Origin of the sequence: Christiangramia fulva, assembly GCF_003024155.1 — a bacterium.
Taxonomy (GTDB): Bacteria; Bacteroidota; Bacteroidia; order Flavobacteriales; family Flavobacteriaceae; genus Christiangramia; species Christiangramia fulva.
The window spans coordinates 2,592,385-2,611,679 of record NZ_CP028136.1; the positions used below are offsets into that span (position 1 = coordinate 2,592,385).

18 protein-coding genes and 1 other RNA gene are annotated in these 19,295 nt (G+C 39.8%); 13 read left to right on the forward strand and 6 right to left on the reverse strand.

The features are described from left to right. The first annotated feature begins 31 nt into the window (after positions 1–31). Positions 32–433 (forward strand): bacillithiol system redox-active protein YtxJ, encoded by a 402-nt coding sequence (ytxJ, locus tag C7S20_RS11560; protein WP_107012611.1) that lies wholly within the window; start codon positions 32–34, stop codon positions 431–433. Between the two features lie 98 nt (positions 434–531). Continuing rightward, positions 532–735, forward strand: a complete 204-nt coding sequence (locus C7S20_RS11565) for a hypothetical protein (protein WP_107012612.1) — start codon at positions 532–534, stop codon at positions 733–735. A 146-nt stretch (positions 736–881) separates the two neighbouring features. Here the strand turns inward: C7S20_RS11565 and fahA are convergent, their stop codons facing one another. Then, a complete protein-coding gene (gene fahA / locus C7S20_RS11570) occupies positions 882–2,171 on the reverse strand; it encodes a fumarylacetoacetase (protein WP_107012613.1) in 1,290 nt (429 codons plus the stop codon). A gap of 110 nt (positions 2,172–2,281) precedes the next feature. Between fahA and C7S20_RS11575 the strand changes: the two genes are divergently transcribed. Then, on the forward strand, positions 2,282–3,556 hold the full coding sequence (locus tag C7S20_RS11575; RefSeq protein WP_107012614.1) for a serine hydroxymethyltransferase: 1,275 nt from the start codon (positions 2,282–2,284) through the stop codon (positions 3,554–3,556). 48 nt (positions 3,557–3,604) lie between these two features. On the opposite strand, the gene C7S20_RS11580 is transcribed toward C7S20_RS11575, so the two are convergent. After that, positions 3,605–4,009, reverse strand: coding sequence for an acyl-CoA thioesterase (locus C7S20_RS11580; protein ID WP_107012615.1), 405 nt, complete (start codon positions 4,007–4,009; stop codon positions 3,605–3,607). Further along, entirely contained in the window at positions 4,009–5,067 is a 1,059-nt protein-coding gene (locus C7S20_RS11585; RefSeq protein WP_107012616.1) for a glutaminyl-peptide cyclotransferase, read from the reverse strand. The genes C7S20_RS11580 and C7S20_RS11585 overlap by 1 nt, the downstream gene beginning before the upstream one ends. An 84-nt stretch (positions 5,068–5,151) precedes the next feature. On the opposite strand from C7S20_RS11585, the gene ffs reads away from it, so the two are divergent. The 3 genes from ffs (at position 5,152) to fsa (ending at position 6,810) form a co-directional block, all read left to right on the forward strand. Continuing rightward, an RNA gene (gene ffs / locus C7S20_RS11590) (signal recognition particle sRNA small type) lies at positions 5,152–5,251 on the forward strand. A 43-nt stretch (positions 5,252–5,294) separates the two neighbouring features. Continuing rightward, positions 5,295–6,116: an SDR family oxidoreductase gene (locus C7S20_RS11595; protein ID WP_107012617.1), complete on the forward strand. Its 822-nt coding sequence runs from the start codon at positions 5,295–5,297 to the stop codon at positions 6,114–6,116. Between the two features lie 37 nt (positions 6,117–6,153). Further along, complete coding sequence (fsa, locus tag C7S20_RS11600; protein ID WP_107012618.1) at positions 6,154–6,810, forward strand: fructose-6-phosphate aldolase; 657 nt, start codon at positions 6,154–6,156, stop codon at positions 6,808–6,810. Between the two features lie 142 nt (positions 6,811–6,952). On the opposite strand, the gene C7S20_RS11605 is transcribed toward fsa, so the two are convergent. After that, positions 6,953–8,368: a TlpA family protein disulfide reductase gene (locus C7S20_RS11605; RefSeq protein ID WP_107012619.1), complete on the reverse strand. Its 1,416-nt coding sequence runs from the start codon at positions 8,366–8,368 to the stop codon at positions 6,953–6,955. A 169-nt stretch (positions 8,369–8,537) separates the two neighbouring features. On the opposite strand from C7S20_RS11605, the gene C7S20_RS11610 reads away from it, so the two are divergent. Then, the gene (locus C7S20_RS11610) at positions 8,538–10,163 is read left to right on the forward strand and encodes an ABC-F family ATP-binding cassette domain-containing protein (RefSeq protein ID WP_107012620.1); all 1,626 of its coding nucleotides are present in this window, start codon (positions 8,538–8,540) and stop codon (positions 10,161–10,163) included. A 75-nt stretch (positions 10,164–10,238) separates the two neighbouring features. On the opposite strand, the gene C7S20_RS11615 is transcribed toward C7S20_RS11610, so the two are convergent. Beyond that, a complete protein-coding gene (locus C7S20_RS11615) occupies positions 10,239–12,599 on the reverse strand; it encodes a TonB-dependent receptor (protein ID WP_107012621.1) in 2,361 nt (786 codons plus the stop codon). Between the two features lie 306 nt (positions 12,600–12,905). On the opposite strand from C7S20_RS11615, the gene C7S20_RS11625 reads away from it, so the two are divergent. Further along, the gene (locus C7S20_RS11625; RefSeq protein WP_107012623.1) at positions 12,906–13,268 is read left to right on the forward strand and encodes a CoA-binding protein; all 363 of its coding nucleotides are present in this window, start codon (positions 12,906–12,908) and stop codon (positions 13,266–13,268) included. Here the strand turns inward: C7S20_RS11625 and C7S20_RS11630 are convergent. Beyond that, the gene (locus tag C7S20_RS11630) at positions 13,239–14,684 is read right to left on the reverse strand and encodes a sodium:solute symporter (protein ID WP_107012624.1); all 1,446 of its coding nucleotides are present in this window, start codon (positions 14,682–14,684) and stop codon (positions 13,239–13,241) included. The genes C7S20_RS11625 and C7S20_RS11630 overlap by 30 nt on opposite strands. 77 nt (positions 14,685–14,761) lie before the next feature. On the opposite strand from C7S20_RS11630, the gene recR reads away from it, so the two are divergent. The 5 genes from recR (at position 14,762) to C7S20_RS11655 (ending at position 19,295) form a co-directional block, all read left to right on the forward strand. Then, the gene (gene recR / locus C7S20_RS11635) at positions 14,762–15,379 is read left to right on the forward strand and encodes a recombination mediator RecR (protein WP_107012625.1); all 618 of its coding nucleotides are present in this window, start codon (positions 14,762–14,764) and stop codon (positions 15,377–15,379) included. A gap of 196 nt (positions 15,380–15,575) precedes the next feature. Continuing rightward, a complete protein-coding gene (locus C7S20_RS11640) occupies positions 15,576–16,913 on the forward strand; it encodes a dihydrolipoamide acetyltransferase family protein (protein WP_107012626.1) in 1,338 nt (445 codons plus the stop codon). Between the two features lie 216 nt (positions 16,914–17,129). Continuing rightward, a complete protein-coding gene (locus C7S20_RS11645) occupies positions 17,130–17,765 on the forward strand; it encodes a fasciclin domain-containing protein (protein WP_107012627.1) in 636 nt (211 codons plus the stop codon). A 138-nt stretch (positions 17,766–17,903) separates the two neighbouring features. Next, positions 17,904–18,680: a 3'-5' exonuclease gene (locus tag C7S20_RS11650; protein WP_107014219.1), complete on the forward strand. Its 777-nt coding sequence runs from the start codon at positions 17,904–17,906 to the stop codon at positions 18,678–18,680. Continuing rightward, entirely contained in the window at positions 18,681–19,295 is a 615-nt protein-coding gene (locus C7S20_RS11655; RefSeq protein WP_107012628.1) for a fumarylacetoacetate hydrolase family protein, read from the forward strand. It abuts the gene before it with no gap.

Below are 19,295 nucleotides of genomic sequence, written 5' to 3' on the forward strand. Positions count from 1 at the left end.
CTTAGAATTACCTTTACCGAAAAGAATTTCTATGGGATTATTTGATAAAATCTTTAAAAATGAAAATGAAGGAGAAAAGAAAGAAAATACCGTCGTTCCGTGGAATGAACTTACTTCCATTGAGCAACTGGATTCTATTAAAATTGAATCTGAAGAACAATATGTGGCTATTTTGAAACACTCCACGAGATGCGGGGTTAGCCGAATGGTATTGCGAATGTTCGAGTCCGACTATAATCTTCCTGAGGATGCTCCGGTGAAATTATATTTTCTGGACCTTATTGCACACCGCGATGTTTCAAATGCGATAGCCGAAAAGTTTGGCGTTCGGCATGAGAGTCCGCAACTAATTATAATAAAAGATGCCGAAGTGGTCCATCATGCATCTCATCAACAAATAGAGGCAGGCAAGCTTAAGGAGCTGGTTGGGTAATTTTTCCTGTTTTAAGAATTATACGTTAAAGAATATTAAGGTGCTTTCAATTTTTGAGCACCTTTTTTATATTTTTCTTTTAATAACAAAAACCTTTAATGATGAAATTGAAAGATGAAAAGAAAGAGGAATTAAAACGGGACATACAACATCCCGATAACGAACGACAAAAAAGAGAATTTATGGATGCAGAGCAGAAAGAAGAATTAAAAAAAGAGTCTGGAAAGAAAAGAAAAATAGATCCTGAGGATGAACTTAAATCCCGTGAAGATTTTAGGGATAAAAAAGGAAAAAAAGAGTAAAATAGAGGCTGCCTGAAAAGGCCTTTTTCGTCAAGCTGAACTTGATTCAGCTTCTAATTGATTTTGATTTTCAATTAGTTAAGATCCTGAAATAAATTCAGGATGGCGTTTTCTTTACTTTTTAGACAGCCTCTTTTCAGTTTAGTTTATTTCTTTTTTGGCTTATAAACAGGAAGAAGTTTTGTGCTTATTTCTCCAAAACCTATTCGGGAATTACCATTCTGGCAATAGCCGCGCATGATCACCGTATCATTATCTTCAATAAAGCTGCGTTCACTGCCGTCCTTCAGTTTTAAAGGTTTTTTTCCGCTCCAGGTCAATTCCAGCATGGAACCAAAAGAGTCTTCACTGGCACCGGAAATCGTTCCTGAGGCCATCATATCTCCCGACATTACCGGGCAACCATTCACGGTATGGTGAGCGAGCTGCTGACTCATATTCCAGTAAAGATATTTGAAGTTGGATTTTGAGATCAGGTTTTCTTCGCCTCCATTTGGCTTCAGAGAAACTTCCAGATGAATATCAAAGGTTTTATCTCCGGAATATTTCAAATAAGGAAGCAATTCTTTTTCAGGTTTCGGACTTGCTGTTCTGAAAGGTTCCAATGCATCCATGGTTACTATCCATGGAGAGATGGAAGAGGCGAAATTCTTTGCAAGGAAGGGACCTAAAGGTACATATTCCCACTTTTGGATATCTCGCGCGCTCCAGTCATTGAAAATCACCATTCCAAAGATGTATTCTTCTGCCTCATCAACCGGAATAGGCTCCCCAAGATGATTAGCATCGGTGGTTATAAAAGCCATCTCCAATTCAAAATCTACTTTTTGTGAAGGTCCAAAAACGGGAGTGTCTGAATCGGCAGGTTTTGTCTGTCCCTGTGGGCGATGTACTGGGATTCCCGAAGGAATAATGGAAGAACTCCTTCCGTGGTAGCCTACGGGAATATGGAGCCAGTTGGGCAATAAGGCATTATCTGGATCGCGAAACATGGTTCCCACGTTGGTCGCATGTTCCTTGGAAGAATAAAAATCGGTGTAATCACCTACCTGCACCGGCATCTGCATTTCAATTTCATCTAAAGTGAAAAGCACGCGGGTGCGATGTTCCTGATTATTCTTCAGTTTATCGTTTTTAGCATCGAAAATTTCAGCAATACGGTTACGAACCAGCCGCCAGGTTTTCTTACCGTCTGAAATAAAATCGTTTAAAGTATCCTGTAAAAATATATCGTCAGTTAAAGGGATCCCTTCAAAATATCCCAGCTGGTGTAAAGCGCCAAGGTCGATGGCGTAGTCACCAATTCGGGTACCGATGGTTATTACATCATCCCGTGTTAGAAATACGCCAAAAGGAATATTCTGAATAGGAAAATCGGTATCCGCTGGAATTTCGAGCCAGGTTTTTCTGTTAGGATCGTTAGCGGTAATTGACATAAAAAATGTTGGTTTTTTGTTAAAATCTAGTTGAGTCAAATATATTATTTTCCTGTAATTAACCGAATATGTTTGTTATTTTTACCGAATATTTAACGTAAAAATTTGAGATGCAGCGAGACACCCAACTTTTTGATCTAATAACTGAAGAAAAAGAAAGACAATTAAACGGTTTGGAGCTTATTGCAAGCGAGAATTTTGTAAGTGATGCCGTGCTTGAAGCAGCCGGCTCAGTGCTTACAAATAAATACGCCGAAGGTTACCCCGGGAAGAGATATTATGGAGGATGCGAAGTGGTAGATAAGGTGGAGCAACTTGCAATAGACCGCCTGAAAGAATTATTCAATGCTGAATATGCCAATGTACAGCCGCATTCCGGTTCACAGGCAAATACTGCAGTATATGCTTCATGCATGAAACCGGGTGATAAATTCCTTGGTTTTGATCTTTCTCATGGCGGCCATTTAACCCACGGATCACCGGTTAATTTCTCCGGAAAACTTTATCAGCCTGTTTTTTATGGTGTTGATCAGGAAACAGGAATGATCGATTATGATGAAGTAGCCCGAATTGCCAAAAAGGAAAAGCCTAAAATGATCATTGCGGGGGCATCGGCCTATTCGCGGGAGATCGATTATAAAAGATTCAGGGAGATTGCCGATTCAGTAGGAGCGATCCTTTTTGCTGATATCGCGCATCCGGCAGGTCTTATTGCCAAAGGTTTGATAAGTGATCCAGTACCTTATTGCCATATAGTAACTTCTACCACCCATAAAACCCTTCGCGGGCCTCGTGGCGGAATCATTATTATGGGAGAAGATTTCGACAATCCTTTTGGGGAAAAACTAAAGAATGGAAACCTTAAGAAAATGTCAGCTATTCTTAATTCAGCTATTTTTCCGGGAAACCAGGGAGGTCCGTTGGAACATATCATCGCGGCCAAGGCAGTGGCTTTTGGAGAAGCCTTGACCGATGAATTCCTTCATTATATGGTGAGGGTTAAGAAAAATGCCGAAAAACTCGCGAAAGCTTTTGTAGAGAGAGATTATAAAGTGATTTCCGGAGGTACCGATAACCACATGATGCTGATCGATCTTCGAAATAAAGGTGTGAGCGGGAAAGAGGCCGAAGAAGCTTTGGGAAAAGCCGGAATTACCGTGAACAAGAACATGGTACCTTTTGATGATAAATCACCTTTTGTGACTTCCGGAATACGAATTGGAACACCTGCAGTCACGACAAGAGGGTTGGTAGAGGAAGATATGCCTAAAATCCTCAATTTTATAGATCGTGTGATCAACAATATCAACGATGACGCCGAACTTGAAAAGGTTCACAATGAAGTAAAGGAAATGATGAAAGATCGTCCATTGTTTAAGTGGTAAGATCTAAAATTTATTATAAGAAAATGGCCATTGAAAAATGGTCTTTTTTTATTTCAGAAAAATACGTTTGAGATCATCGGTAATCCTTGCCGGTCTTTTAGTTTCTGAATTTATCAGGCACCAGGTGGTTTTCGCTTCTACCAGGACCTTTTTATCGCTTACTCTTTTTATAATCACGTGCCTTACTGAAGTAGCATTTGTGGTTTCACCAACATAGGTTTGAAGCAGAAGTTCTTCTCGTAAAAGAGCTTCCTTCCTGTAATCGATCTCATGCCGGATCACCACCCAGAAGAATTTGTCTTTGTACTCCTTCGGTGCCCTGCTTTCCCAATGTTCTTCTGCTACATCCTGTATCCATTGCACAAACTGCACATTATTGACGTGCTTTTGTTTGTCTAGATGTTTTCTTCTTACACGAATGCGTTTTTCGAAGATTTCGGGATTTATTTCCATTATTTTTTTACAATTTTCACTTCGAAGATTTTATCCCAGTTTTTGCCGGTGACGTACAGTTTTTTTGTTTCAGGATTGTAGGCAATTCCATTTAAAACATCCAGCTGTTCGTGTTGTGTTACTTTTTCCCGTAATCCGCTGAAATCAATAAGTCCGTCAATCGCCCCGTTTTCAGGATTTATGATTGCGACCCCATCTTTCTGCCAGGTGTTGGCGTAGATTTCACCTTCAACCCATTCCAGCTCATTAAGCCTTGTGGCCGATGATTTATGATGCGTAGGTTCTATATAGCCTTTCTCTTCAAGGCTTTGCGGGTCGAGAACCCATATTTTATCAGTGCCATCGCTTTTATATATCACTTCCCCGTCGTTGCATAAGCCCCAGCCTTCTTTACTATGATTGTAGGAGAAAATTCCAGTTTTTTCAAAAGATTCAAGATCGTATATAATACCCTCACCAGATTGCCAGGTAAGCTGGTAGATCTTACCGTTCAAAATCGTGAGCCCTTCCGCAAAATACTGGTCGTCAAGTTTTATTTCTTTCAGGATCTCCCCCGTTTCCAGGTTTTCCTTGCGCAGTTTAGACTGACCTCTTAAACCCGTACTTTCATATAAAAAGTCATCGTGGAATTCCAGGCCCTGGGTATACGAAGTGATATCATGCGGATAGGTATTCACAATTTCGTAGGTGTAAATTACTGGTGCCTTATCATTTAAAATTTTGATGTTTTTCACCAGGGTATCTGTGCCTTCTTCTGAAAATATGACGAATTTTAACGGAAAGCTACCCAGTTTTACATTGTCCAGATTGATATTCAGCTGGTTTGAATTTCCTTTATACTGAAGTCGGTCGTTTCCTAAATAGAGAGCAAGAGAATCTATAGGAATATTTTCCCTGCTTTTTACTCCGGCATTTATTTGATCGTGTAACTTAAATTCCTGTTGGTTTCCCGAAATTTCTACCGAAAAAGGCGAGCTTTTTTTAGCGTTTTTGCTTCCGCAGGAAATGATTAAAAAACATAAGATAAAGAGAGACAGAAAGTTAAATTTTCGCAACATAAAATGGACTTAAATGAGTGGCTAAATTAACCAAATCCTACTAAAAAAAGCTTGCTTAAAGTTAAGAAGATTGTATATTTGCAGCGGCAAGTCCCACACAACCAGCTCCTGCTGAATCCCCCCAGGGCGGGAACGCAGCAAGGGTAGGCGGTCGTAGCGGTGTGATGTGGGTCGCTTGCCATTTTTTGTTTCTTAATTTTCCTAAAATTATTGCATCTTTGTTCGATATGAAACAGGGATCAGCTTCTCAAAAAGTGGTGCTTATTACAGGCGCTTCCTCAGGCATCGGGAAATCGATTGCTTCTTATCTCACGCAAAATAATTTCAAAGTTTACGGTACCAGTCGGAATCCTGAAAAATCCAGTTCCGGCGACTTCAAAATGATACAACTTGATGTTACGAATCTGCAAAGCATTCGCGACGCGATTAAACATATTGTTCAGAAAGAGGGAAGAATAGATATACTTATCAATAATGCGGGAGTGGGAATCACGGGTCCTGTTGAAGAAACCCCGGAAGAAGAGATCAAAAAGGCCTTTGAAACCAATTATTTTGGCCCGCTGAATATCATCAGGCAGGTTTTGCCCGTCATGCGGGCGAACAATCAGGGCCTTATCATCAATATCACCTCCATTGCCGGCTATATGGGACTTCCGTATCGCGGTATTTATTCGGCTACAAAAGGTGCTTTGGCGATTACTGCCGAGGCTTACCGTATGGAACTGAAAGAATTCAATATAAAAATGACCAATGTGGCTCCCGGAGATTTCGCCACCAATATCGCTGCCGGAAGATATCATGCACCTGTTCGTGACGGTTCTCCTTATAAAAATGCCTACGGAAAAACACTGAAACTCATGAATAAGCATGTCGATGCGGGAAAAGATCCGCAATTGATGGCCGAAAGAATTCTTGAAATAATCAACACCCCGGAACCGAGAGTACATTATAAAGTGGGGGAGCAGCTTCAGAAATTCTCTGTAAAACTCAAAGGTTTATTACCCGATAAACTATACGAAAGAATTCTCATGAAACATTATAAATTGTAATTTTGGAAAATATAATTTTCCTATAAAAAACACAACTATGAAATTTTTTATCGATACCGCCAATCTTGACCAAATCAAAGAAGCACAGGAACTTGGTGTTCTTGACGGTGTAACTACCAATCCCTCGCTTATGGCCAAGGAAGGAATCACCGGAAAAGACAATATTTTCAGGCATTATACAAGAATTTGCGAATTGGTAGAAGGTGATGTCAGCGCCGAAGTGATCGCTACAGATTTTGAAGGAATCGTTAGGGAAGGAGAAGAACTTGCCGATTTGCATAAGCAAATTGTGGTGAAAGTACCAATGATTAAAGAAGGTGTAAAAGCATTAAAATATTTCAGCGATAAAGGTATCAGGACGAACTGCACCTTGATTTTTTCTGCCGGACAGGCTTTGCTTGCCGCCAAAGCCGGAGCTACTTATGTTTCTCCTTTTATCGGCAGACTGGACGATATTTCTACCAGCGGCCTCGATCTCATCGCAGACATTCGCCTGATTTATGATAACTACGGTTTCGAAACCGAAATCCTTGCAGCATCTGTAAGACATACCATGCATGTGCTGGAATGCGCGCGAATAGGAGCTGATGTAATGACCGGGCCTTTATCTTCTATCGAAGGATTGCTGAAACACCCGCTTACGGATATCGGTCTGGAGAAATTTCTTTCTGATCACAAGAAGGGAAATCAGTAAGAGTTTACTATAAAAAAGCTGTTTAAAAATTAATCGTCATTACGAACGACTGCTGGCAGGCAGGAGGTGAAGTAATCTCATTATTATTGAGATTGCTTTTCCGGGAAACCTGCTCGCAGTTAAAAATTTTTAAACAGCTCTTTTATTCCCGATTAAGGAATTCGAGAATCTCTTCTTCAAAATGAGGATTTCCAAACTGAACATCCCCGTGAACAATGGTACCTTTAGGATCGATAAAAAGCACTTTGTTAAGATATTTCTTATAGGTTTCTTTACTGGTGGATCTTTCGGCTATTTGATATTCATCTTCTTTATCATAATCGTAATTTTCTAACGTCCTAAGCCATTCTTCCCGATCGCCCAGATCGATATTTACCCCAAGAAAATCAAGTTCGGGATATTTCTTTTTTAGTTGTTTTATGATCTTATGCTGCCAGCGGTGGTGGGCAGGAGCGTAGATTGACCATGCATAAGTAATAGTGGGTTTTTTAATAATTTCACCATAGGTTTTTATTTCACCTTTGGTATTCTCGGCTTTGAGGTCTTTCAAAGAATTGCCAACAAAGTAACCTTTTTGGACGTCGGCCAGATTTTTTGCTTCTTCTAAATTTGAATAGCCTATTTCCTGAAGAGTGGAAAGTATGGAGTCTATACGTTCTTTACTTTCTGCCATTATGATACTTCTGTCGGCCAGCCTGTCGAGAAATTCATTTTTTAATGCTTGTAAATTTGATAAAGAATCGATCAGCAGCATTCTTCTCCTTATGTTATCAAAACTGTTAAGATCAAAGCATTTTTTATCTAAATGATTTTTTTCGCAGTATTCAATGCTTTTAGTCCTGAGGTAATCGTCAATCAAATTAGTGTAGACATAATAATCTTTCAATTCATTATCATTAAAATTGATGTTCTCGCGATAATCATTGAAGTCTTCGGGAATAGTTTCGGCGATTTCAGGATAATATTTTTCAATTAAAAAAGTATAGCGCTCCCTTAGATCATAAAATTCATAGGAAATGATCTTTTCAGCGATACTGGTAAATTCTTCTGAAAAATTATTTTTAGCCTTTAATTTATTCAAATTTTCCAATCGGCTTTTCCGAATTGAATCTGAAACCCTGGCGAAATTTTCAGGAGACATCTTATAGTAAGTAAGAACAAGATCATTATTTTCCTGATTGTTAAGGAACATATTAAGCAAAAAATTACTCTCCTCGGCACCTTCACCACTAAAATTAAGCGATTTGTCAAAAGAAAGCGTGTTTAGCCAGATTACGATGCTATCACCGGGTTCTATATAAAGGGTTTGGTTTTCGGGCGGATGTTTAAAAGTATAAATACCACTTTTTAGATCCTGAAAATCTTTTCCAAACTGGTTTTTTTCATCCAGGTATAAAGTATCTATAATTTTATTGCCCTGGGAAAGTATAACATAACTGCTCTCAGGATTGTTGATTTGCCCACCAACATAGGTTGTATTCTCATCTTTCAGGTTTGTATCCTTGCAGCCAAAAAGAGTAAAAAAAACACATAATCCGGTTAAAAGATAATACTTCATGTGGAGTATTGGGTATGTGGATGTTCGGGCATCCTCATTTTTTAACAAATATAAACGGGGCCGCTGCCTAAGGGTGTTAATCCAGCGTTAAAAGCAATTTTTAAAACGTTAATCTTTCCTCGAAAGATTGATTATAACTACTTTTGCAAAAAATTAATTTAGATCGTTTATGCTTTCAGTATCAAATCTTTCGGTACAATTCGGAAAAAGAGTTTTATTTGATGAGGTTAATACCACTTTTACGCAGGGAAACTGCTACGGGATTATTGGCGCCAACGGGGCCGGAAAATCTACTTTTTTAAAGATACTTTCAGGTAAATCTGACCCGACTTCGGGCCACGTACATCTGGAGCCAGGGAAACGGATGTCTGTTTTAGAACAGGATCACAACCTGTATGATGATTATCCCGTACTGGAAACAGTGATGCGCGGGAATAAGCCTCTTTTCAAGGTGAAAACCGAAATGGACGCACTTTATGCCGATTATTCTGATGAAAATGCCGACAGAATTGGAGAACTTCAGGTGAAATTTGAAGAAATGAACGGCTGGAATGCCGAAAGCGATGCAGCCGCGCTTCTTTCTAACCTGGGAATTCCTGAAGACCTGCATTATTCGTTAATGAAAGATCTGGATTCAAAACAAAAAGTGCGTGTGCTTTTGGCTCAGGCGCTGTTTGGAAGCCCTGATGTTTTGATCATGGATGAGCCCACCAACGATCTTGATTATGAAACCATCGGCTGGCTGGAAAATTTCCTTGCCAATTATGAAAATACGGTGATCGTGGTTTCTCACGACCGTCACTTTTTAGATGCTGTTTGTACGCATATTTCTGATATAGACTTCGGAAAGATCAATCATTTCAGCGGAAATTATACCTTTTGGTATGAGTCTTCGCAGCTTGCAGCGAGGCAACGTGCCCAGCAGAATAAAAAAGCCGAGGAGAAGAAAAAGGAATTACAGGAATTTATCCAGCGTTTTAGCGCTAACGTGGCAAAAAGCAAGCAGGCTACTTCCAGAAAAAAAATGATCGATAAGCTTAATATTGAGCAGATAAAACCTTCGAGCAGGCGATATCCGGCCATTATTTTCGAAAGAGAGCGTGAAGCCGGTGACCAGATTTTAAATACGGAAGGTTTGGAAGCGAGTATTGAAGGAGAAACCCTTTTTAAAAATGCTGATATCAACCTTGCTAAAGGAGATAAAGTGGTTGTTTTTTCAAAAGATTCCAGGGCGACTACCGCATTTTATGAGATTATAAATGGAAAACAGAATCCTGTAAGCGGGAAATATTCCTGGGGGGTTACCACTTCACAGTCTTATTTACCTGCCGATAATTCCGATTATTTTGATAATGACCTTACGCTGGTCGACTGGTTGCGCCAATGGGCCAAGACCGAACCGGAAAGAGAAGAGGTTTACATTCGCGGTTTCCTCGGGAAAATGCTTTTTAGCGGGGAAGAAGCGCTTAAAACTTGCCGTGTGCTTTCGGGAGGTGAAAAAGTTCGCTGTATGTTAAGCCGGATGATGATGATAAGGGCAAATGTGCTAATGCTTGACGAGCCGACAAACCACCTGGACCTTGAATCGATCACCGCCTTCAATAATTCCCTTAAGAATTTTAAAGGAACGGTTCTTTTTACAACTCATGACCATGAATTTGCTCAAACGGTTGCCAATAGAGTGATTGAACTTACTCCAAATGGCATTATTGACCGTTATTTAAGTTTCGATGATTATATGAGTGATAAGAGTATAAGGGAACAACGAGAAAAAATGTACGCTGTAGAAGCCTGATCTTTTATATTATCAGAAATTAAAAAGCCCCACGCTTTCCGGCGTGGGGCTTTTTTGGCTAAAAAAAACAAATCTTTAGAAAAGTCCGCCTCCTCCGGCGTCATTATCATCTCGATTTTTACGTTTGACGGCTTTAAACTTACTGCCACCAAAACGGTAGGAAAAGCCTAAATAAACAGTTTGTGTCTCTCCTTTGAATCGACCCACCTGGTCAAAAGGCCTTCCCCCGGTCACATTAAATTCCTGGGTATTGAAAATGTCATTAAAGTTAAGACTTAGCGTTGCCTTGTCATCCTTTAAGAAAGAATAACGGGCTCCGGCATTCACAAAATACATATCGTCTATATCTAGCTGCAGATCCTGACTTTTGCTGCGGTAATAGCCGAATAGCGAGAAAGTAAGCGCGTCGGTTGCCTTGAAATTATGGTTTGTTCTAAAGGTGAACGCAGTATTATCAATTGCAATAAAATCTTCACCTACCGCTCCTTTCAGCGTCTGGCTGTATAATTCGAATGAAGTATTTGTGCTCCACCAGTCGGTGAATTTATAATTGGTTGAAAGCTCAAGCCCGTATGAATTATTGGTGTCGTAATTGGCAAAGGTCAAGAATAGTGAACCGGGCTCATTTTCATCAGCAGTGAAAACCTGGTTGATCTCATCGGTAGTTCTGCGGAAAAAGACTCCGGCAGTAGCATTTCCTTTTTTGGTGAAATTGCGCGTGTAATTCAGTTCAAAAGAGTTGGTGAATTGGGGGTCAAGTTGAGGATTTCCGGCTACCGTCAATCTCGGGGAAGCAACTTCACGAATAGGATTCACCTGGCTGAATCCGGGGCGGTCTACCCTGCGGCTAAAGCTGAATTGGTAATTATTTTTCTCCCCAGGCTTATAACTTAAAAACCCGGAAGGATATACCGTAAAATAATCGTCCTCATAAACCTTATCTCCCTGGTAGATCGCGTCCACACTATAGTTTTCAAAACGAGCTCCCAGCTGATATGACCATTTTTCATAATTCTGACCAAAGGTGGTATAGAAACTGTAAATATCACGGTCGTACTGGTAGGTAGAATTTTGATAATTTTCACTGGTGGTGCGGTAATTATTATCTGTGTCCAGCAATCTTACTTCGGCTCCCATTTCCAGTTTTGAAACTTCGCTTAGGGGATTCACATAATCGATATTTCCGGTGAAATTTTCCCGGGTTTCATTCAACCAGTCAGTATAAGGCGAAAAATTGAGCATGGTATTTTCAAAACTGATAAAGGTCTCTTCATCCTGGTCGTAAGTATTGTAATCTAATTCTACCTGCAGGTCGTGGCCATCTTTTTCAAAATCATGATCGAAAAGGAAATTATAAGTAGAGTTTTTTCTTTCAAAATTCATGTCAAGTAACTGGGTAAGATCTCTTGACGGATTATTGAAATCTTCTACCCTAATCCATGCTGAAGGACCCCCACTAAAAGGATTCTGATTGGTATAAAATGAAAAGGTATTTTTCTCATTCAAATAAAAATCAACACCTATTTTGTAGAGATAAGAATTTCTTTCATTTAGAACCGAAAATGTCTGTCGGGTGTCCTGATCGATAAGATTGATAGTGCCTCCGTTTTGATTGGTACCGAAATTGGCTCCCAGGTTTCCGAAGAAATTGAATTTTCCCGTGCGATAATTCATATCCAGCGATCCGTTGAAGCGTGTGTGATCGCCGATGGTAAGCCCGGTATTCAGGTTTCCGTTAAAGCCCTGACGTGCATTTTTCAAAAGTACGATATTGATGATCCCGCTCATTCCTTCCGGGTTGTATTTTGCTGAAGGATTGGTGATCAATTCAATGCTTTTTATAGAAGTGGAAGGGATCGTCTTTAAAAGTTGTGCAGGATCCATATTGGTAGGTTTTCCATCTACAAGAATTCTTACGTTTGAATTTCCCCGCAGGGAAATATTTCCGTCCTGGTCAACATTCACAGAAGGAATATTGGTCATAATTTCAGAAGCGCTTGCGCCGGTGGTCATTAAATCTTTTCCCACGTTGATCACCTTGCGGTCCACGCGTTGTTCAATAGTTGTTCTTTCTGCAACAACCACTGTTTCATCGAGCATGGCAACATCTGGTTCGAGCGCAATTGTTCCGAAATCCACCCGCGGACTTCCACGATCTATATGAATTTCTTTGGAAAAGGTCTTATAACCTATAAATTGAACTTTGAAGACATAATTTCCGGCCCTGACATTATCTATGGTAAAATCGCCATTATCTCCGGAAGTTATTCCGGTAACGAGATTGCCCTGCATATCATTAATAATTACGGTGGCGTAGGGAATTGGCTCATTCAATTGCTGATCTATGACAGATCCTGAAATTTTACCCACGGGATCGGTAAAGCTCATTAATAATACCGAGGTGAATAATAGCATTGATAAAATAAACTGTTTCATTTTTTGATCGATTTGATGATTAATTTGATGATTACAAGGTTTTACAAGTTACTTTGCAATGCATAATACATATTCACATTACAGCGCAAATTCAAAACCTCTTACTATAAAGACGACGCAAAAAGCTGTTCGTTACAGGATTTTTAAAAAAAACCTGCATTTCGGTAAAGAAATGCAGGCAGCAAAACCATCGGAATTAACACTAACCATCAAAATTAATAAGATGGTCTTGCAAGAACCGGTTCTCAATCTAAAGACTGTAAACTGCACTTTCTGTTACACCATATTTTGTTTAAATTTGGAATTATGAAGAAAAAAACACTTGTACTAGGAGCCTCTTTAAATCCATCTCGATATTCGTACCTGGCAATCAACAGGTTAGTAGGTAATGGCCAGCCTACGGTTGCTATAGGTTTAAAAAAAGGAAAGGTTGCCGGAGTGGAAATTCAAACTGAAAAACTGCCTTTTGAAAATATAGACACCGTTACCCTTTACCTGAATGCGAAAAGACAGCACGAGTATTATGACTATATTTTATCGCTAAAGCCAAATCGCGTTATTTTCAATCCCGGTACTGAAAACCCCGAATTATATCAGCTTTTAAGGAAAAACAATATCGATTTTGAAAATTCCTGTACCTTAGTGCTGCTTTCTTCTCAGCAATACTAAACCAAGGAAAGTCAGTAATCCGTTCAGGATCAAAATAAAAAATCCGAATTCAAAGCCAAACCAGGCGCGGCTATTCAAACTTATTATATAAGATAAAACGGGGGCGGCAATTGCAATTATAGGTACTAATTTATCTTTTACCTGCCATTTGGTAAAAAGTCCAAATGCATAAAGGCCAAGTAACGGCCCATACGTATAGCCGGCAAACTGAAATAATTTGTTGATCACGCTCTTATCAGCGATGGCATATTTAAAAGCCAGCATGACCAAAATGAGCAATATCGAGATCGCTACGTGGATCTGTTTTCTAACCTTCACCTGCTTTTTCTCATCATATCTTTTTTCAATATCAAGAATGTCTATACTGAATGAGGTAGTGAGCGCTGTAAGGGCACTGTCTGCGCTGGAATAAGCCGCGGCAATAAGACCGAGTAAAAAGAAAATTGCTACCGCAAAACCAAGCTGACCGCTGGTGGCAATTGCCGGGAAAAGGTCATCTCTTGTTTCGGTGATTCCATTTAAATCGGCGTAATTTGTAAGAAGAACACCTAAAGCCAGGAAAAGGAAATTCACAAAAACGAGCACCACCGTAAACCAGAACATATTTTTCTGGGCGTCTTTTAAACTGCGGCAGGTTAAATTTTTCTGCATCATATCCTGGTCCAGACCGGTCATTACAATAGCGATAAAAGCACCTGAAATGAACTGCTTTACAAAATGATCCTTGCTTTTCCAGTCTTCAAAAAAGAAAATCTTGGAATGCTGGTCCTGGTCAATATAAGTGAACAGATTTCTAAAGGAAAGGCCAAGATCTTCGGAAATGAAATAAATGGTAATTCCCAGTGCAATGAGCATAAATAGCGTTTGCAGAGTGTCGGTCCACACGATGGTTTTGATGCCGCTTCTGAAAGTGTAAAGCCAGATAAGCAAAATAGTAATGGTTACCGTCACATAATAAGGAACATTCATTTCATCAAAAACAACCAGTTGCAGTACATTGGCCACCAGAAATAACCGGAAACTCGAACCTACCACTCTTGATAAAAGGAAGAAAGATGCCCCGGTTTTGTACGAGGCATTTCCGAAGCGGTTATCGAGATATGTATAAATTGAGGTGAGATTCATTTTATAATAAAGCGGCAGCAGCACGGTGGCGATCACCGCATAACCTACCGTGTATCCCAGCACAACCTGAAAATAACTGAAAGAATCTGTTTCTACCGTTCCGGGAATTGAAATAAAAGTGACCCCGCTCAGGGAAGCGCCTATCATTCCGAAAGCTACCAGGTACCATGGAGCCTGCTGGTTTGCTTTAAAGAATTCGGCATTACTGCCACCTTTTCCGGTGAAATAGGATATAAGAATTAAAACGCCAAAATAGGCCGCGACGAGAATTAAGACTTGGTATGGTTGCATGCAAAAAAATTCTTCGCGGCAATTTACAAATTAAGAGGTAAGTAATCCCATCCATCAAAAAAATCATAAATTCGCGTATGGATTTTTCGTCAAAATTACTGGAGCAGGCGGTAGATGCCATGTCGCAACTTCCGGGAGTGGGAAAGCGAACCGCGCTAAGGCTGGTGCTGCATTTATTAAAACAACCCGAAGCCCAAACCGAGCAGCTTTCGTCGGCTTTGCTCAATCTTCGGAATAACATCAAATTGTGCAAAAACTGTTATAATATCAGTGATACCGAATTATGTGAAATCTGCGCCAATCCCTCAAGAGATTCTGAAACTGTCTGCGTGGTAGAAGATATTCGCGATGTGATGGCCATTGAAAATACCGGTCAGTATCGTGGGCATTATCATGTTTTGGGCGGAAAAATAAGTCCGATGGATGGAGTGGGACCTTCTCAATTAACAATAAAACCATTAATAGAAAAAGTGGAGGCCGGGAAAATACAGGAAATTATCTTTGCCCTTAGCAGCACTCTGGAAGGAGACACGACGAACTTCTACATTTTCAAACAACTGGAAGGGAAGGACATCAAAACTTCAACGATCGCCCGAGGAATTTCAGTCGGGGACGAGCTCGAATATGCCGATGAGGTGACCCTTGGCAGAAGCATTGTGCACAGGGTTCCTTTTGAAAATTCAATGAAGAGCTAATCTTCTGAAGCCTAAAATAAGCTTAATCTCTTTCAATTCCATTACTGAAATTGTAATTTTAGGCATATTTCCAAGGTGATTTCAAAATAGAAAAAAATCAGTGAAAATTAATTTTATTGTTTTATTAATACTGAAATCGCCTTAATTTAATTAAATTCGCAAAGCAGATAACTAAAATCACATCTCGTTTATAGATATGGCAAAATTTGAACTTAAATTACCCAAAATGGGTGAAAGCGTTGCAGAAGCAACCATAACCAATTGGCTTAAAGAAGTTGGAGATACTATTGAAATGGACGAGCCCGTCCTCGAAATAGCCACTGATAAAGTAGATAGTGAAGTTCCCAGTGAAGTGGATGGAAAACTGGTTGAAAAGCTTTTCGAAGCCGATGATGTAGTAAAAGTTGGTCAAATTATTGCGATTATAGAAACCGAAGGCGAGGAATCTGAGGAAGAATTTGCAGAAGAAGATACAGAGGAAACTCCTGCTGCGGTTCCGGAAGTTGAAAAAACAATTGAAACAGCCAAAAGTACAGTTTCTACCGAAAGTACAGGAGATTATTCAGGTTCATCGCGTTTTTATTCTCCCCTGGTTAGGAATATAGCCAAAGAAGAAGGTATTAGTCTTGAGGAACTGGATAGTATAGAAGGGACCGGCAAAGACGGTCGTGTCACCAAAAATGACATTCTGGAATATGTTGAAAATCGCGAGGCGGAGCCTTCAGCTAAAAAAGAACCTGCTGCAACGAAAGGAAGATCTATAGACACCAAAGACCTTGAATCTACAGTGGCTAAAAGTGAAGAGCCGGTTGTCTCGGGAGAAGATGAGATCGTTGAAATGACCAGGATGGGCAAAATGATCGCCCATCATATGCAGGAAAGTGTAAAAACTTCAGCCCATGTGCAGTCATTTATTGAGGTGGATGTAACGAACATCTGGAACTGGAGAAATAAACACAAGGAAGAATTCCATAAAAGAGAAGGTGAAAAGCTCACTTTTACACCAATATTTATGGAAGCCGTGGCCAAAGCGATACGCGATTTCCCAATGATCAACATTTCGGTGAATGAAGATGGAACAAAGGTCATCAAAAAGAAAAATATCAATCTTGGGATGGCGGCAGCACTGCCCGATGGAAACCTTATTGTCCCGGTGATCAAAAATGCCGACCGTTTGAATCTGGTGGGTATGGCAAAAGCTGTAAATGATCTTGCCGCTCGTGCCCGTAAAAATAAATTAAAACCCGATGAAATTCAGGGAGGAACTTATACGGTTACCAATGTGGGTACCTTCGGAAGTATCATGGGAACTCCAATTATCAACCAACCGCAGGTTGGAATTCTGGCTCTTGGAGCGATACGAAAAATGCCTTCGGTGATCGAAACTCCCGATGGAGATTTTATAGGAATTAGATATAAAATGATCCTTTCTCACAGTTATGATCATCGCGTGGTGAACGGGGCTCTTGGCGGACAGTTTGTTCAAAGAGTTGCTCAGTACCTGGAAGGTTTCGATAAAGATCGTGAAATTTAGATTTTCAAATAATGAAAATTACCGAAAACCCTGCGCTCGCAGGGTTTTTTATTTAAAATTTTTAAGAAAATTTGTCCATATTTAAACTGATAAGTCCGTTTATCTGTTTAAGAAATGATAAAATCTCCGTTTTAAGGTTAAAATGAAGAATATCAGTTGAATACAGCTTCTGTGTTTCGTACCTTTTTATAAGAAACCTATTAAAAAACAATAATTATGAAAAGGAAGAAATATTTATTTGCAATCGCAACAGTATTGAGTTTGATGCTGGCTTCCTGCGGCGGAACATCAGATACTAAAAAAGACATGGCGGCTAATGAAGGTTTTCAGGAGGCCGATGTGATAGGTGATTTTGCAGATCTACCACCAAATGAAGACAATTATGTGAATCCATTTTCAGATGTTGACAATCCTGAAAATTATAATATTCTTGCCCTTGCGGCGAAGGATGCGAATTTTTCCACCTTTAGGAGACTTGCGGCAATGGGAAATCTGGATCTGATATTGAAATCAGATAAAAATTATACTGTTTTCATGCCAACCAATGAAGCATTTAAAAAGATGCCAGAAGAAAAATTTGAGAAACTCATAGATCCTGCTAACCGGGCACAGCTTGGATTATTTTTGCAGCGACATATTTTAGTTGGAAAACATACCCCCATGGATTTCAATGAAACCCAGGCAATTGAAACCGTTGCAGAAGAAGAGATTACGGTGAGCACCAATAATCCCGGAGATATTTCTATGGTCGGTGGTGCACATGTTATCGGTTCTGGAACGGAAGCTTCCAATGGAATTATCTATGCGGTAGACGCCATCGTAGAACCTACCAAAGACGTATTTACCAATTGATTTTCAATAAAATAAATAGGATGAAACCGCTTCAGTTTTGGAGCGGTTTTTTGTTTTAGATAGCTCGGGAGTCTTTCGATTTTAATAAATGGGATCAACTGCCAATTTATGCTAACTTTGCAAAAAAAGTTTTTGAATATGGAGCTTAATCTTACGCGGCCAATCTGTTTTTTTGATCTGGAAACTACCGGTACCAATATCTGTCATGATCGAATTGTTGAAATTGCCATTTTGAAGGTTTTTCCCAATGGAAATAAAGAAAGCCACAGCTGGCTGGTAAATCCGGAGCGGGAGATCCCTGCAGAAGTGGTTGCGATTCACGGTATATCTAATGAAAAAGTAGCCAATGAACCTACTTTTCAGGAATTGGCAACCAAGGTTCACGATCTTATAAAAGGCTGTGACCTGGCAGGTTATAATTCTAACCGTTTTGATATTCCATTGCTGGTAGAAGAACTGCTCCGGGCGGGAATCGATTTTGAAATGAAAAATGTGGTGGCTGTAGATGTTCAAACGATTTTTCATAAAAAAGAACAGCGAACGCTTTCTGCGGCATACCAGTTTTACTGTGAAAAAAACCTGGAAGATGCCCATAGTGCTGAAGCCGATACTGAAGCTACTTACGAAGTACTGAAATCTCAGCTTGATAGATACGAGGATCTTGAGAATGATATCAAATGGCTTTCAGGATATAGCTCCAGGAAGAAAGCAGTCGATTTTGCAGGATTTATTGCTCTGGATAAAAAAGGGAAAGAGGTTTTTACCTTCGGAAAATATAAAGGAAAAAGCGTAGAACGGGTGCTGGAAGAGGAGCCAGGATATTTTGGGTGGATACAGAATGCCGATTTTCCTTTATACACAAAAAAGGTCCTGACGGCGATTAAATTGCGAAAGCTGAATAATAAATTGTCGTAAATGAAAATTATCTGTGTAGGCCGTAATTACGCGAAGCATATCGAGGAACTTCAGAATGAAAAACCTGAGGAACCAGTGCTTTTTCACAAACCCGATACTTCAGTTTTATTAAAGAAACAGCCTTTTTTTATTCCTGATTTTTCTGATGATGTGCATTATGAGGTGGAGGTTCTGGTTAAGATCAATAAGATCGGAAAGCATATTCAGGAGAAATTCGCTCATAAGTATTACGAGGAAATCGGCCTGGGAATTGATTTCACCGCGCGCGACCTTCAGCAAAAATTAAAAGAAAAAGGCCTTCCGTGGGAAAAAGCTAAAGGATTCGACGGTGCCGCGGTGATAGGTGATAAGTGGTTTAATAAGAAAGATTTGCCTGCGCTAGACAATCTTGAATTTAGCCTTAAAAAAAATGAAGAGACAGTACAGGCGGCCAATACCTCTTTGATGCTTTGGAAAATTGACGAATTAATTGCCTATATTTCGACATATTTCACCCTGAAAATAGGGGATATCATATTTACGGGAACTCCGGCGGGCGTAGGGAAAGTTTCTCCCGATGACCGGTTAACCGGATTCCTGAACAACCAAAAAATGTTTTCAATAAAAGTAAAATAA

Bases quoted from the DNA above. Each gene is read 5' to 3' on its own strand.
- ytxJ (WP_107012611.1), top strand. From the start codon at position 32: ATGGGATTATTTGATAAAATCTTTAAAAATGAAAATGAAGGAGAAAAG.
- C7S20_RS11565 (WP_107012612.1), top strand. From the start codon at position 532: ATGATGAAATTGAAAGATGAAAAGAAAGAGGAATTAAAACGGGACATA.
- fahA (WP_107012613.1), bottom strand. From the start codon at position 2,171: ATGTCAATTACCGCTAACGATCCTAACAGAAAAACCTGGCTCGAAATT.
- C7S20_RS11575 (WP_107012614.1), top strand. From the start codon at position 2,282: ATGCAGCGAGACACCCAACTTTTTGATCTAATAACTGAAGAAAAAGAA.
- C7S20_RS11580 (WP_107012615.1), bottom strand. From the start codon at position 4,009: ATGGAAATAAATCCCGAAATCTTCGAAAAACGCATTCGTGTAAGAAGA.
- C7S20_RS11585 (WP_107012616.1), bottom strand. From the start codon at position 5,067: ATGTTGCGAAAATTTAACTTTCTGTCTCTCTTTATCTTATGTTTTTTA.
- C7S20_RS11595 (WP_107012617.1), top strand. From the start codon at position 5,295: ATGAAACAGGGATCAGCTTCTCAAAAAGTGGTGCTTATTACAGGCGCT.
- fsa (WP_107012618.1), top strand. From the start codon at position 6,154: ATGAAATTTTTTATCGATACCGCCAATCTTGACCAAATCAAAGAAGCA.
- C7S20_RS11605 (WP_107012619.1), bottom strand. From the start codon at position 8,368: ATGAAGTATTATCTTTTAACCGGATTATGTGTTTTTTTTACTCTTTTT.
- C7S20_RS11610 (WP_107012620.1), top strand. From the start codon at position 8,538: ATGCTTTCAGTATCAAATCTTTCGGTACAATTCGGAAAAAGAGTTTTA.
- C7S20_RS11615 (WP_107012621.1), bottom strand. From the start codon at position 12,599: ATGAAACAGTTTATTTTATCAATGCTATTATTCACCTCGGTATTATTA.
- C7S20_RS11625 (WP_107012623.1), top strand. From the start codon at position 12,906: ATGAAGAAAAAAACACTTGTACTAGGAGCCTCTTTAAATCCATCTCGA.
- C7S20_RS11630 (WP_107012624.1), bottom strand. From the start codon at position 14,684: ATGCAACCATACCAAGTCTTAATTCTCGTCGCGGCCTATTTTGGCGTT.
- recR (WP_107012625.1), top strand. From the start codon at position 14,762: ATGGATTTTTCGTCAAAATTACTGGAGCAGGCGGTAGATGCCATGTCG.
- C7S20_RS11640 (WP_107012626.1), top strand. From the start codon at position 15,576: ATGGCAAAATTTGAACTTAAATTACCCAAAATGGGTGAAAGCGTTGCA.
- C7S20_RS11645 (WP_107012627.1), top strand. From the start codon at position 17,130: ATGAAAAGGAAGAAATATTTATTTGCAATCGCAACAGTATTGAGTTTG.
- C7S20_RS11650 (WP_107014219.1), top strand. From the start codon at position 17,904: ATGGAGCTTAATCTTACGCGGCCAATCTGTTTTTTTGATCTGGAAACT.
- C7S20_RS11655 (WP_107012628.1), top strand. From the start codon at position 18,681: ATGAAAATTATCTGTGTAGGCCGTAATTACGCGAAGCATATCGAGGAA.